The 14,185-nt window shown below is 64.5% G+C and carries 13 protein-coding genes; 3 read left to right on the top strand and 10 right to left on the bottom strand.

Annotated elements, in window-relative coordinates:
- Positions 1-20: 20 nt before the first annotated feature.
- From BM235_RS09265 to BM235_RS09230, 8 genes are all read right to left on the bottom strand, one after another.
- On the bottom strand, positions 21-1,076 hold the full coding sequence (locus tag BM235_RS09265) for an aldose 1-epimerase family protein (RefSeq protein WP_090111917.1): 1,056 nt from the start codon (positions 1,074-1,076) through the stop codon (positions 21-23).
- A 77-nt stretch (positions 1,077-1,153) separates the two neighbouring features.
- A complete protein-coding gene (locus tag BM235_RS09260; RefSeq protein ID WP_090111915.1) occupies positions 1,154-1,705 on the bottom strand; it encodes a D-lyxose/D-mannose family sugar isomerase in 552 nt (183 codons plus the stop codon).
- A 535-nt stretch (positions 1,706-2,240) separates the two neighbouring features.
- Entirely contained in the window at positions 2,241-3,440 is a 1,200-nt protein-coding gene (locus BM235_RS09255; RefSeq protein WP_255374256.1) for a carbohydrate kinase family protein, read from the bottom strand.
- 2 nt (positions 3,441-3,442) lie between these two features.
- Positions 3,443-4,606 carry a Gfo/Idh/MocA family protein gene (locus tag BM235_RS09250; RefSeq protein ID WP_090111913.1) on the bottom strand — a complete coding sequence of 388 codons (1,164 nt, stop codon included), beginning with the start codon at positions 4,604-4,606 and terminating at the stop codon, positions 3,443-3,445.
- A complete protein-coding gene (locus tag BM235_RS09245) occupies positions 4,606-5,445 on the bottom strand; it encodes a class I fructose-bisphosphate aldolase (RefSeq protein WP_090111910.1) in 840 nt (279 codons plus the stop codon). Before BM235_RS09245 ends, BM235_RS09250 begins: the two co-directional genes overlap by 1 nt.
- Before the next feature lie 222 nt (positions 5,446-5,667).
- Positions 5,668-5,868 (bottom strand): hypothetical protein, encoded by a 201-nt coding sequence (locus BM235_RS09240; protein WP_090111908.1) that lies wholly within the window; start codon positions 5,866-5,868, stop codon positions 5,668-5,670.
- Between the two features lie 110 nt (positions 5,869-5,978).
- Positions 5,979-7,376: a (Fe-S)-binding protein gene (locus BM235_RS09235; RefSeq protein ID WP_090111907.1), complete on the bottom strand. Its 1,398-nt coding sequence runs from the start codon at positions 7,374-7,376 to the stop codon at positions 5,979-5,981.
- Positions 7,369-8,784, bottom strand: a complete 1,416-nt coding sequence (locus tag BM235_RS09230) for an FAD-linked oxidase C-terminal domain-containing protein (protein ID WP_090111905.1) — start codon at positions 8,782-8,784, stop codon at positions 7,369-7,371. The genes BM235_RS09235 and BM235_RS09230 overlap by 8 nt, the downstream gene beginning before the upstream one ends.
- A 225-nt stretch (positions 8,785-9,009) precedes the next feature.
- On the opposite strand from BM235_RS09230, the gene BM235_RS32000 reads away from it, so the two are divergent.
- The 3 genes from BM235_RS32000 (at position 9,010) to BM235_RS09220 (ending at position 10,963) form a co-directional block, all read left to right on the top strand.
- A complete protein-coding gene (locus BM235_RS32000) occupies positions 9,010-9,183 on the top strand; it encodes a hypothetical protein (protein WP_158543710.1) in 174 nt (57 codons plus the stop codon).
- Between the two features lie 237 nt (positions 9,184-9,420).
- On the top strand, positions 9,421-10,161 hold the full coding sequence (locus BM235_RS09225; RefSeq protein WP_090111903.1) for a FadR/GntR family transcriptional regulator: 741 nt from the start codon (positions 9,421-9,423) through the stop codon (positions 10,159-10,161).
- A 19-nt stretch (positions 10,162-10,180) separates the two neighbouring features.
- Entirely contained in the window at positions 10,181-10,963 is a 783-nt protein-coding gene (locus tag BM235_RS09220) for an SDR family NAD(P)-dependent oxidoreductase (protein WP_090111901.1), read from the top strand.
- Between the two features lie 86 nt (positions 10,964-11,049).
- Here BM235_RS09220 and BM235_RS09215 read toward each other — a convergent pair whose 3' ends face one another.
- Both BM235_RS09215 and BM235_RS09210 read right to left on the bottom strand, forming a co-directional pair.
- Positions 11,050-12,072 carry a LacI family DNA-binding transcriptional regulator gene (locus tag BM235_RS09215; protein WP_090111899.1) on the bottom strand — a complete coding sequence of 341 codons (1,023 nt, stop codon included), beginning with the start codon at positions 12,070-12,072 and terminating at the stop codon, positions 11,050-11,052.
- A gap of 39 nt (positions 12,073-12,111) precedes the next feature.
- Positions 12,112-14,154, bottom strand: a complete 2,043-nt coding sequence (locus BM235_RS09210) for a glycoside hydrolase family protein (protein WP_090111897.1) — start codon at positions 14,152-14,154, stop codon at positions 12,112-12,114.
- Positions 14,155-14,185 lie beyond the last annotated feature (31 nt).

The following is a 14,185-nucleotide window of genomic DNA, read 5'->3' as shown; positions in this document are numbered from 1 at the left end:
CCGCCGTTCGCGTCCGCTCATTATTCCTCTATCATCGCTCGTTCGGCCGCTATTTTCAACTCCAGCCGGTGCGTCACGCAAGCACCCGGCGCGAGCATCGCCGGTCCGCCTTCGCGGACCTCCGCTTCGAAGCCTTCGACCCGGCAGTTCGCCGGCTCAAGGCCGAGCACGTGCGCGCCGGCGCCAGGCATGCGCCACTGCACGAGCCGAGGCAGCGTGTCCGCGGACCAGCGCAGACGGACCAATACGTCCGCGGGCGCGGGCCCCGCCGGGAAGGCCGGCTGGCGCAAACCAACCTCGGCCATGCCGTCGCGGTCGTCCAGCTCGTGATAGAAGACGCGCTCCTTGGCATCCGGGTCGGGCCGCTCCCAGCCGGCACAGTCGGCTGCGTTCCCGGCTTCTCCTCTTTCCGAAGTGACGGCGGGCGGCAAAAGGATGGAGGCGTTCTCGTCCAGCAGCGGAAATCCGAAGTTGAAGTGGTACAGCATCATGTGTGGCGACGTGGTGAAGCCCAGGTTTTCCACGCGGTCTTCGATATGAATCTCATTGGCGCCGAGCCTGCCCGAGATTCGCCGATGAAGCCTAAGATTCGCGCCGAACAACGCGTTCTCCTCGATCGTGCCTTCGATGAGCCAGACGAGATCGTCGCCCTCCCATACCTCGCGCGCGGCTACCTGCGAGGCCGGCGTATGATGCGCCCGACCGTGCAGACCTTGCGAGCCGCCGGGCGTCTCCGACGGCGAGCCGGCGTGGGTCATGCCGCACGTCATGAGCAAGCCGCCCGACGCGGTCCGCAGCCAGCCGGTGCCGGCCGCCTCATAATAGGCCGGGTGGGCGTCGCCCGCCGCGGACTGCCAAGACAGCGGCGCGCCCCACAGCTCCGCGCGCGAGATGTCCAGCCCTTTGGACGGCACGACGTCCAGCGTCAATCCCGCGCCGGTCGTCACCCGGATCAGCTCGACGCCCGCCTCCTTGCCCTCCGACAGCGTCATGCGCCGCACGCCGCCGATCTGGCTCATGCGGCCGACGCGGGCCTCCAGCTCGCGGCGCGTCCAATCTTTGCTGTACAGTCGCATTCGACCGCCTCCGCTCCCTCGTTGTCTCGTAGCAGCGCTAACCGCCCGGTCTCTCTTCCTCCGGCAAGCCTTTTCTATTAATCCTCGATGATCGGCGGGATGCGGACGACGGCCGGATCGGTGAACACGTCGAACTCGTCGCGGCTCGTGCTGGAAAACTCCGACACGATCGCGCCTTCCGGCCCGCCCTGGAACCAGTGCTTCGTATTCGGCGGTATCGTATATTGCTCGCCTGGGGTCAGCACGATCTCGTGCCGCACGGTATAGTGCGCCGCGCTCCGCTCGGGAATGCGCGCCTTCACGTCCGCGGCAGGCTCGCCCTCGACGTACAGGTAAACGAGCCCCCAGCGGCAGCGGAACGTCTCCATCTTGCCCGTCTCGCCGCCGACGTCGGGATGCAGATGCTCGGGACACGTCTGATAAGGGAACAACGCCAGCTCCTTGGCGCAGTAGCGATCCGTGTTCACGTAGGTGACGAGCTCGAGTCCCTCCGTCTCCAACTCGCCGAGGCCGAAGCCCGCCACTTCGATGCCCGCGCGCTCCTCCTCGGTCAGCACGATGCCTGCCTTGCGAAACAATTCGTCGGTGCGCCGCTGCGCCTCGCGAATCTCGCTGCGTCTGATGCTCATCGGTATCGCTCCTCTTTAAAATGTTTGTCTGTATAGGAGATGCCGTATAGGACTCGATTTGGGTACCGGCGCCGGCCAATATGCGCATTTGCACCTTATCTCGGTTAGATGAGGCTGCCGGCACCGCAGTTGCGGGGTAAAACCGTGTAACTCCGGGCAAAACGCGGGCTGCGAGTGCCAGTTGCGCGGTAAAATCGCGTAACTCCGGGCAAACCTCGGGCTGCGAGCGCCAGTTGCGCGGTAAAACCGTGTAACTCAGTGCCAATAGGTGCATTTGCACCTTATCTCGGCCAGATCAGACTGCCAGCTCCCGCCGATAAGCGCATTTGCACCTTATCTCAGCCAGATCAGGCTGCCGCCACCGTCCGATAGACGCATTTGCACCTTATCTCGGCCAGATCAGGTTGCCGTCTCCCGCGGATAGGTGCATTTGCACCCTATCTCAACCAGATGAGGCTGCCGCCACCGTCAGATAAGCGCATTTGCGCCTTATCTCCCAACCGAGCTGGCTCCCCCTACGCGCCTCCCGCCAGACCTAGCGCGCACTGCTCCAGAGCCCGCTCTCCGCGAGCCGCGTCCAGCCCCGAAGCGCCAGAACCGGCGTCCGCTGCTGCCAGCCGGCGTGGATGCGGCGCTGGAGATCCTCCCAGCGCGGAATGCCGCTGACGGCGTCGGCACGCTCGACGTTGCACGCGCCCGTGCCGACGGCGCTAAGCAGCGACCGCTCGAGCGTCAAGCCGCTCGCGAGCCCGCCGAGCAGCCCGGCGATCGTGCAGTCGCCGGCGCCCGTCGTGCCCTCGACGTCGACCGCGAAGCACGGCGCGAGCAGTTCGCGCCCCAGCCAGTCGCCGATCGCGTCCGCGCCCGGCGCGCAGGCGCCCATCGCCTGCAGGCGAGCGGCATCCGCCGCCGTGCGGACGTACAGCCCATGCTCGCCCAGCTTGATGCCGGCTACCGCGACGCCAAGGGCCAGCAGCTCCTCGCCGAGCGAAGACAGCAGCGCACCGTCCGCCAAGCCGAGCAGCTCCTCGCCGCCGCTGCGCGCCGACAGTTCCCGGTACGTGTCCGGCCGGAGCATGAACAGAATCTCCTCCAGGCTCGGCAGGAAAACGTCGACATGCGGCAGCGCCCGGGCGAGAATCGCCGGCCAATCCGCGCGTCCCGCGTCGGAGGCCGGGTCGGGCCTGGCCATATCTAGCGACACGGTCGCCCCCGCCTCCTTCGCGCGCGCAAGCAGCCGAACGAGCTCCTCGCCGCCCCGCTCGTACATGCCGCGCATGAGCGGCGGATAGCCGAAGTGAAACAGCCGCGTGCCCGCAAGCGCTTCCGAAGAAACGTCGGAAGCGGCGAACGTATCGTTAGTTCCCGTCGCGTGAAGGAACAGGCGATCGATCCCCGGCGGGCTGATGACGATCGTGTAGGAGCTGCTCTCGCCCGCCGATACGATCATCCCGTCGCTCGCGCCGGCGCCGTAGGCGTCGAGGCATTCCTTGATCGAGCGCCCGAAGGCGTCGTCCCCGATCTTGCCCATGAGACGCGCGCCGAAGCCGAGCCGCCGCAAGGCGAGCCCCGTGTTCGCTACGGCGCCGCCCGTCGACAGACTGGCCGGCCCGATCTCGACCAGCTTGCCCGGCGCCAGCAGCTGGCTTAAGCCTTCGGGATGCGAGGGCAGCGCCGGAATGATATCCAGGCAGATGTGTCCGGCGACGACGATGTCCGCTGCGCGGTCGGTCACGTTTATTCCTCCCAGTCGATCGCGATCGTGTTGCCCGTGCGCTCCGACTCGAGCGCCGCGGTGAAGACGAGATGGCTGGCGGACGCCTCCTCGGGCGTCGCGCAGCGGAACGGCTGGCTCATCCCGTCGCGGCTGACCAGCTCGTCGCAGAAGGCCGCCCACATTTGCAGGATCGAATCGGAAAACCCGAATTCGAAAATGCCGCCCGTAATCGTCCCGTAGGCCGATTTGTAAGGCGCATCCACGACGTGCCAAGCTTGCGCGGCGCCAGGCTCGTAAGGAAGCGAGCCGACCTGCTTCGGATTTTTGGTCGTGAACTCGGCCGAGAAATCCGTCCCTTGGATGCGGATAAACCAAGTGTTGGCATGTCCTGGCGCGATGCGCTTGGTGGACAGCACCATCGGGAACCGCTGGCCGTCCGTCTCGACGTCGCAAGCGAGAATCGCGTTGTCCCACGTCTCGCACGGCACCATGCCGCCCTTGCCGTCCGGACGCTCCGGCACGATCTTCGACAGCAATGCGCGCACGCTCTTCGGCTTCCAGCCGAAGCGAAGCGGCAGATGCAGAACGTGCATGCCGAGATCGCCCATGCAGCCGTATTCGCCGTTCGTCGCGATGCGCCGCTTCCAGTTGATCGGCTTGTTCGGATCGAGGTCGCTCGAATGCCAGAATCCGGCCTCCACCTCGATGATCCGGCCGAAACGGCCCTCGTTCACCCATTTTACGATCTGCTGCGCGCCGGGGTAAAAAGGAAATTCCGACGAGCACCGTACGATAACCTCGGGATGCCGGGCGAGCGCCTCGGTAACCGCGGCGTTGGCTTCGCGATCGATGCCGAACGGCTTTTCGCCGAGCAGATGCTTGCCGGAACGGATGATATCGACGTAAATCTGCTGATGCAGATTATGAGGCACGGCGCAGTAGACGGCGTCTACGTCGGGATTGGCGAGCAGCTCGCGATAATCGCCGTAAGCATGGACGACGCTCGGCACATTGTCGACGAACCACTCGGTCGCAACCGGATTGGCGTCGCAGACGGCAACGATGCGCGGCTCGAAGCCCACGTCCGTCAGATGGCACCACCGCGCGGCGGCGCTGGCGAACTCCTTCCCCATGAGACCGCAGCCGATGACGCCGAAACGGATGATGCGTTTGTCCTTCGCCATTACGCGCGGCCTCCCTTCAGAATCGCGAGCGCCTCGTCCTCGGACGCGCCCTGATGTACGATCGCCATGAGCGCGGACGTCATGCCGGCCGGATTCGGATGCTGGATGACGTTGCGGCCGTAGACGATGCCGGCGGCGCCCTGGTTCATGAGCTCCACGGTGCGGGCGACGATCTCTTCGTCGCTCGCGCGGCCGCCGCCGCGGACGAGAACCGGAACGCCGGAAGCGATCTCGATGACCCGGTGATACTCGGACACGTCGTCGCACGGATCTGCTTTAATGACGTCGGCGCCTAGCTCGACCGCCTGACGGACGAGCGGCATAATCTTTTTCAGATCGCCGTCGACCATATAGCCGCCCTTCGCTTCGTTCGGCAGCATGACGAGCGGCTCGACCATGAGCGGCATGCCGTAGCGCTCGCACTCGACCTTCAGCGCGGTCACGTTGCGCACGCATTGATGGTGCAGCTCCGGCTGTTCCGGCAGCATCAGCAGGTTGACGCACACGGCGACGGCATCGAGACGGACAGCCTCTTCGATCGCGCCTGCGATCAGCTCGCTGAACAGGAAACGAGGCAGGACGCTGCCGTAAATGTTGGCCGCATCCGTGCGCAATACGAGCCCCGGCTTCTTGCCCGGAAGCGACTGCAGGCGGCGCGCCTGTCCGGTGCTGAGCTGCACGCAGTCGGGACCGGCCTCGACGATCGTGCGGACGGCGGCGTCCATCTCCTCGATGCCCGCCAGAAACGTATGCTCGTTGAAAAAGCCGTGATCGATCGCGACGTCAAAGCATTTTCCCTGGGCGCTGAACATCCGGTTCAAGCGGTACTTGTGCGACATTTTCGCATCTCCTCTGTATTAACAATGTTATTTTGTAACATTAATTTATCATAATTAACATCATGACGCTACAATTAATTTTAAAACGAAACTATTTTAGCGTTTCAAACATGCATCGACCGCCAAAAAAAGGCTGCCCCGATCATGCCATGACATGTCGGAACAGCCTCTCGAGGCTCGAGCTTATCTATAAGTCAAAAGTCGCTTGCGGACGAATCGCCTTCACTTGTCCGAAGGCTTGCGGCGGCGCTTGTTCATGCGGGAGAAAATAATGAAGGCGGCGACGATCATGGCCATGAAGCCGACGCTGGACGCCGGTTCGGCCTCCATGCCCAGCAGCAAGCAGGCGTTGGTAACGATGCTTCTGACGAGCAGCGCGGTCACGATGAGCAGCACCGGGCGCACGAAGTTATACTTCTTCAACGGCGAACCTCCTAGACTGTTTAACTATCATTATATAGGTTCGGCCGCCCATACGCACGCCACATCTTTGATTCATCAAAAATACGGCACGCTTCTGTATCTGCGATTCTTTACGCCTCGCCGCCGGGACGCGCGATCCGCTCGTACAAGTAGTCCACGATGTGCATCGCCTTCATGTCGCCGCCCCGGCCGTGCTTGTCGATGCCGAGCTTCATTTGCAGCAGGCAGCCGGGATTGCTGGTCAGCAGATACTGCGCGCCCGTCGCGTTGGCATGCTCCATTTTATGCTCGAGAATCTGGCCCGCCATCTCCGGCTGCGTAACGTTGTAAATGCCAGCCGAACCGCAGCAGCGATCGGACTCCCGCATCTCGCAGAAGTTCGCCCCGGCCACCGACTTCATGAGCTTGCGAGGCGCGGTAGAGCCTTTCATGACATTGCGCAGATGACAGGAATCCTGGTACGTGATCGTCGCCGAGGCCGCTGTCTCCGCGACTGCCGCCGGGACCTCGCCTTCAGCCGCCTCTTCCGCGAAGGCCGGCACGCGGCCCTTGTCCACCAGGATCGTGCTGATATCGACGACGCGCTTCGCGAACCATGCCGCGTCCGCCGCCCAGGTCTCGTCTTCGTGCAGCAGGTGATCGTACTCGACGAGCAGCGCGCCGCACCCGCCTGCATTGCTGACGATATAGTCGACGCCGGCATCTTTGAACGCTTTGACGTTGACGCGGGCCAGCTCGCGCGCCTGGTCCATCTCGCCGCTATGCGCGTGAAGCGCGCCGCAGCAGCCCTGCGTCTTCGGGATCACGACGTCGAACCCCGCTTCGGACAGCAGCTTCACCGTGTTCACGTTGGTGTCGGCGAACAGCACGTCCATGATGCAGCCCCTGAACAAAGCGACCGTCGCGATCCGTTCGCCCTTGGCCGGGTAACGCTCGCCGATCCGCTCGACGACGCCCTTGGAAGCCGCCTCCGGCAAGATCTGCTCCATCTCCCGCATGTGGGCGGGGAACAGCTTCATGACGCCCGTGCCGCGCGCGATTTTTTGCAAGCCGGACTTCTGGTACAGCCGGAGCGACTTGCCCAGCAGTTTCATTCGATTTTGATGAGGGAATACGCCGCGGAAAAACAGCTTGCGCGTCCCGTTCACGACCGCGCCGTGATGCGCGTGGTCCTCGATCGCGTCCCGCGTCTGCTCGATGAGCTGGCCGTACTTGACGTCGGCCGGGCAGACCGGCTCGCACGCGCGGCAGCCGAGGCAGTGGTTCATCTGGTCCTCGAACGCCTGGTCGGGCTCCATCACGCCGTCGACGACCGCCTTCATGAGCGCGATCCGGCCGCGAGGCGATTCGGGCTCGACGCCCGTCTCGCGGAAGGTCGGACAAGCCGGGAGACAGAAGCCGCAGCGCATGCAGTTGGTGAGCTGGTCGTAATCGAGCTTCTTCAGCATCGTGCGCGCGAGCGGGTTCGCATGCGCGATGTCCGGCTTGCCGAAGGTTGGACTACTCATGCTGCAGCACCACCCTTTTTCTCGTCTCCTTGGCGAACAGCTTGCCCGGGTTAAGCAGCCTGTGCGGATCGAACGCCTGCTTGATGCCCTTCATCATGTCGAGGCCCGCGGATCCGACCTTCCACTCGAGATAAGGCGCCTTGACGATGCCCACGCCGTGCTCGCCCGTGATCGTGCCGCCGAGCGCGATGGACGCCTCGAAAATTTCGGCGAACGCCTGCTCGACGCGGTGCACCTCGTCGTGGTCGCGCGCGTCCGTCGTCGCCGTCGGGTGCAGATTGCCGTCGCCGGCGTGGCCGAACGTCGCGATCGTGACGTTGTACTTGCGCGCGATCTCGTTGATGCGCAGCACCATGTCCGCGATCTTCGAACGCGGCACGGTCGCGTCCTCGAGGATCGTCGTCGGACGCAGCCGCGCGAGCGCGGTGAACGCGCTCCGCCGGGCGGTCAGCAGACGCTCCGCCTCCTCGCGGTCCGCCGCGACCTGTACGCGGTCCGCGCGCTCCGCGATGCAGATCTCTTCGATCAGGGCGATATCACGCTCCACCGCTTCGGGATCGCCGTCCTGCTCGATGAGGAGGATCGCCTCCATGTCGAGCGGCAGCCCGAGCTTCGCGAAGTCGTCGACGACGCGGATCGTCGGATTGTCCATGAACTCGAGCGTCGCCGGAATGATCCGCGCCTCGATGATGCGCGACACGGTGCGCGCCGCGCCATACAGGTCGCGGTACATGGCGAGCATCGTCTTCTTGGCGCGCGGCGGCGGCACGAGCTTCAGCGTCGCTTCGGTGATGATGGCGAGCGTGCCCTCCGAGCCGACCAGCAGCTTGGTCAGGTCGTAGCCGGCCACGTCCTTCATCAGCTTGCCGCCCGTGCGGATGATCTCGCCGCTCGCGAGCACGGCTTCGAGACCGATGACGTAGTCCTTGGTCGTGCCGTACTTGAGGCCTCGCAGGCCGCCTGAGCACTCCGCGATGTTGCCGCCGATCGTCGAGATGCGCATGCTGCTCGGATCGGGCGGATAGAACAGCCCGAGCGACTCGATATGCGCGATGAACTCGGCCGTAATAAGGCCCGGCTGCACGATAGCCGTCAGATTTTCGAGGTCGACCTCGAGAATGCGGTTCATGCGGTGCATGACCATGACGATGCCGCCTTCGAGCGGAACGGTGCCCCCGCACAGGTTCGATCCGGAGCCCCTGCTGACCAGCGGCACGCGGTGCTCGGCAAGAACCTTCATGACAGCCGATACATCGGCGGTCGAAGCCGGGTAGACGACGCCGTCGGGGAGCGCCTGCAGCATCGGCGTCCCGTCGTAGGAATGCGCGACGCGGGCCTCCATATCCTCTCTATAGTAACGTTCGCCGACAATGGCACGCAGTTTGGACGCAAGCGCCGTTTCCGCCATGTTACTTTTCACCCCTAATTGTTCAGGTCATCTGATGACTTTTATTGTAACGGCAATGAACCGATTCGTAAATCCCCTTTTCCGCGAAATCCTGCACGCGCCAGCTCGTTACGCTTCGACGGCAACGATCCTTTCGCCCGATCAAGCAGCGCTTATTTGTCGCTATCTGGGTATGGCCGGCCGAGTCTGGGTAATCTTAACTAAGAAGAACAAGGAGGGATTCCTATGATTCGCAAAGACGGAGACGTCGAATCCTATACCGAAGCCTCGGCCCCCACGCCCGAGGGGCAAGAGGACGTCACGCCCACGGACATGGTGAGCGGCGCGGTGGAAGAAATGGTCGACTCGGTCGAGGAGACGTTCACGCATCGCAAATCCGCCGAAGAACAAGAAAAATAAAAGCTTTCGCGGAAGTCGCGGCGGTTCGTCGCGGCTTCTTTCGTACGTTTCCGGCGAACCGAGCCTTCGGCGCGGCCGAAGCCAATCAACGCAAGCTGCCGTCCCTCCTGCCGTTCCCGCGTCCGGAACCGCTTTGTTTCCTGCGCCAAGACTTTTCGGGATAAATCATTTATGCTAATACATATCAACGGCCTCAAACGCCGTCCGACGATACCGAACACGCAAGGAGCGCTGGACATGCGACCGACCAAGATCGAGACGCAAAAAGGACATGAGATCGTCTCGCGCCATATTCGTCAGCAGCTGGAACGCGGGGAGCTGGCGCCCGGGCAGAAGCTGCCTTCGCTCGAAAAGCTCGCCGAGGCCTACGGCGTGGGACGCTCGACCATCCGGGAGGCGATCAGCGCGCTCAAGGCGATGGGCTGGCTGGACGTGCGGCACGGCGGCGGAACGTACGTGGCGAAGTCGCTTCCCGGCGAGCCGCCCTCCCTCTTCGATCTGTCCCAAGGCGCCGAAGCGGTGATGGAGATTTTGGAGGTGCGCAAAATACTCGAACGCGGAACGGCCGAGCTGGCGGCGGTGAAACGAAGCGAAGAGGACTTGGCGAGACTGCGCGAGATCTTGGCTCGGATGGCGCGGGCGCTTCAGGAGGACGATGCGGAAGGCGGGGAGCGCGCCGACCTCGCGTTTCACCAAGCGATCGCGGCGGCCTCCGGCAATCCCGTGCTGAACCAGCTCATGGATTCGATCTCGCAGCGGCTGTCCGAGACGATCGGCCGGACGCGGGAGTTGTGGTTCTATCAGGAGCAGGCCGAGGCCTCCCGGCTGCTGGAGGAGCACCGGGGCATCTACGACGCGATCGCGTCGCGCGAGGCCGCCCTGGCTTCGGAGCGGATCGGCTTGCATCTATCCAAGGTGGAAAAGGTGCTGCGGACGGCGCTCGACCGGAAGCCGGACGGCGCTGCGGCGCAAGCATAGTTAACGAGGAGGTACGGGCATGGACTTGGGATTGAAAGGCAAGACCGCGATCGTCACGGGCGGGAGCAAGGGGATCGGGCTACATACGGCTCTGCTGCTCGCGGAAGAAGGCGCGAACGTCGTCATCGTCGCCCGCGGAGCGGACGAGCTGGAGAAGGCCGAAGCGCTCATCAAGGAGAAAACGGGGCATGAGCCGCTCGCGATCGTCGCCGACGTGACGAGCGATAGCGACGTGGAATACGCCGTCGTCAAAGCGGCGGAGCGCTTCGGCGGCATCGACATCTTGGTCAACAACGCAGGGACGTCGAACGCGGCGCCGTTCGAAAAGGTCGAGCCGTCCGTCTGGCGCGACGACCTGGACTTGAAGCTGTTCGGCGCGATCCGCTTCACGCAGTCGGCGCTGCCGTACTTGAAGCGCAGCGGCGCGGGCGCCATCGTCAACGTCACGGCCAACTTCGCCAAGACGCCCGGCGCATCCTCGCTCCCGACCTCCGTCAGCCGCGCGGCCGGCCTGGCGCTGACCAAAGCGCTGAGCCGCGATCTGGCCGCGGACGGCATTCGCGTCAATACCGTCTGCATCGGGCTCATCCGCAGCGACCAGCTCGAAGCCCGGTGGCGGCGCGAAGCGCCGGACATCCCTTGGGAGCAATACGCGCGCGATCCGAAGCACAATATCCCGCTCGGCCGCATCGGCGATACCGTCGAAGCGGCGCGCGTCATCGCGTTCCTTGTATCCGGCGCCGCCTCCTACGTGTCCGGCACCGCGGTCAACATCGACGGCGGTTCGGCCCCGGCGCTGTAACATATGGAGCGGCCTCCGCCTCCCGGAATCTGATCCGGCTTGGCGGCGTGCCGCTTTTTTATGCTGAATAAGACGATACCGCTTCCTTATTCCGCCGCCGCCCGCCGGCTCGACTCCCGCACGACGAGCGCAGGAGCGAGTCGCACGCCCTGCTGGCGCGACCGGTCCCCTTGCAGGCGCCCCATCAGCACCTCGGCGGTCTGCCTCCCGATCTCCTCCTGCCGCATCGCCACGGACGTCAGCTTGGGGTAGACCCTGGAGGCGATGTCGAGATTGTCCATCCCGACGACGGTCACGTCCGCGGGAATGCGCAAGCCGGCCTCCTCGCACGCCTTCATGACGCCGATCGCCATGAGGTCGTTGGCGGCCACGATGCCCTGCGGCCGATCCGGTCCCTGGAACCAGGCGCGCGCGGTCCGGTACCCGCCTTTCTCCGTGTAGTCCGACTCCGCGATGAACGCGTCTTCGAGGGGCACGCCCGCCTCCCGCATCGCTTCGCGATAGCCGCAGAAGCGCTGATAGCCGGTCTGTTCGCTCAAGCTTCCGCCCAGATAAGCGATCCGCTCGATGCCTTGGTCCAGCAGATGCGCGGTCGCCAGCCGGATGCCTTCGTACGTGTCGACGTACACGAAGTCGAAGCGGTCGGCGCCCTGCGGAGAACGGTACGCGTTGGTGAGCACGACGGGCGCGTTCGTCGCGTTGATCGCGCCGATATTGTCGTCGCAGAAGTTGAAGGATACCATGATCATGCCGTCGGCGACCTTTTCGCGCAAATTCTGGATCGCCTTGAGCTCGTCCTGCAGGCTGTGCTTCGTGTAAAAAAGGATCATCAGGTAACCGTGCGCCTCCAGCACCTGGTTGATGCCGTTGATCATGTCGAAGTAAAAGGGGTTGCAGATGTCGGGAACGGCGAAAATGATCTTGTTGGTCCGGCCCGTCTTGAGCATCTTGGCCGCATTGTCCGGGGCATAATCGAGCTCCTTGGCGACCGCCAGAATCTTCTCCTTCGTCTTCGGACCGCAGTAGCCTCGGCCGGACAGGGCGCGCGATACCGTGGAAGGCGACATGCCGACCCGATCGGCGATATGATAGATCGTATGCTTATCCACCGTGTTCCTCCGACCTCCTTCCTCTTTCCCCGTTCCTCGTTAAAAGCAGAGCCCGTAACGCCGCTCGAGCTCGTCTCCCAACCTGTCCCGGATGCGCAGGTACGCTTCGGCCGCGGCGCCGTTGCCCCAATCGAAGATCGTGAAGCCGCCCATCCCCAGGCCGTCCGGCCCCGTCTGCCCGCCGTGCCCGTAATTCTCCATCATGAAGCCGAAGTCTTCCTCTCCGAAAAAAGGAAAGGCCCGCTCCCACTGCGCCTTCGTCCTCGCGTTCTCCGGCGCATACATCATGACGAAGGACGCCCGCAGGGCCGCGACGCCACGCTCGACGTATTCGATCCGGTCCAGCTCCATGCCGTACCGGAGGATCAGCTCGGCGAACAGGCTCTGGCGCGCGTCGTTCCATTCGCCGTCCGCGTTCATGACGCCGAAGCCGCCGAGCGCCTCGACGTAGATATAGGGCGGCTGCCAGGACGCCTGCGTCATCAGCAGCTCGTCGAGGCAGCGCTCGCCGCCCGCGAGATAGCGCCGCTCGCCGGTCGCCTGCCAGCTCGCGAGCAGCGCCTCCGCCGTCCAGAACATGGACAGGTTGCACTGCTTGAACATGCCGTTGCGCGTCACCCGCCGTCCCTGCAGCGAATCCGCGCCGTACGGACAGCAGGACCAGTACGTCTCGAAGTCCTCCCACCGGCCCTCCGGCACGATGTCAGCGAGCACGGCGTCCATCGCCCGCAGCGCGGCTTCCTTGTATCCGGCATCGGGCAAGATCTCCTCCAGCGCCAGCAGGAACGTAACGGACATCGACGCTTCCGGGGACTGCGCCAGCTCCGGGAGCGGCCGAAGGGTCGCTTGGTCCAGCCAGGCCGGAAAGTATCCTTCGGCATCCTGCAGCGCGAGCAGCGCCTCTGCGTAAGATCGGGCGTATTCGAGCAGCCGTTCGTCGGGCTCCAGCTCCCGGTACCATCGCAGCATGAGGAAGGCGGTCCAGCTCATGTCGAGGATATGATAGGGCGCCTCCCGGATCGTGCCGCCTAGCGTCCAAGGATGCTGCGGGTTGCGGTTCGAGTTGCCCCAGAACGCCTCCTCCCAGCTCTGCGAGCGGTTCACCTCGGTCCCGTCCGATGCCATGACGCGCTCCATCTCCGTCGCGACGACCGACGGGAAAAGGCCGTCCCGCCGCGGCGCGGAGAGCGCGAGCTCCTTGGCGAGGCGGGCGCGGCGGAGCAGATCTTCGTCCCCGGTCCGGCGGGCGTGGCGGTACATGCCCTGCGCGGACCGCAGCGAGCTGAACCAGGCCTGGTTCCAGATCGAGCGAGGCTCCCGCTCGTTGGCCTGCCCGGGGAAGTTCGGGCTCTGGCTCGCGTCGACGATGAACGCGCACGCGCCCACCTCCCGGCCGTTCAGCTCGAACTGCTGCCAGACGGCGTCCGCCCAGTAATCGAACGCCCAGGCGTACGTCCGCTCGACGTATCGCTGCAGCGGCGCCGTCTCCGGCGCGCCCGCGCGCATGCGGGCCGCGCCCCAGCGCCGCCACAGGAAAGCGAGCGCGGGACGCCAAGGGTCCGCCGCGACCGCCTCATCCTCGAACGCCATGAGGTAAAAGCCGATCCGCACCGTCCCCGCGGGATAAGCGGCTCCCGGCTCCCGGACGAACAGCACATGCTCCTCCGGCCGGCTGCGGCTCATGCCGAGCGTCAGCGAATTGCGCGGCGCGTCGAGGTCCATGTACCAGCTGACCGGCGCATCCGCTGCGAGCAGATCGAGATCCGGGATCAGGATCAACGTTCGCTGCCGATTCCCGACGATGAGCGCGGGCGAACGGAAGCAATGCTGGTCGATGACATGCCGGTCCGTCGGCGTCAGATGCGGCGCCCAGCGAAAATCCGGCTCGAACGCCGGCTCGAGGCGCAGGCGCCAGTCGTCCTGCAGGGTCGGCGCGCCGAGCGTGAAGGTCATCGTGCAATGCAGCGCTTCCCCTTCATGCGAATCGACAGTCACCTCGGGCGACGCCGCTCCGAGCGAATCGCAGAGAACCTGCCGGACGAACCTGCCATCGAACAAATGAGTGAATTCGGTCTGCTTCAAACGGCAGGCCTCCTGTCTGCGCCTTAGCGCA

The organism is Cohnella sp. OV330, assembly GCF_900112065.1.
Classification (GTDB): Bacteria; Bacillota; Bacilli; order Paenibacillales; family Paenibacillaceae; genus Cohnella.
Note: the sequence above shows the minus strand (reverse complement) of the source record. Positions and strands in the feature narration are given on the sequence as shown.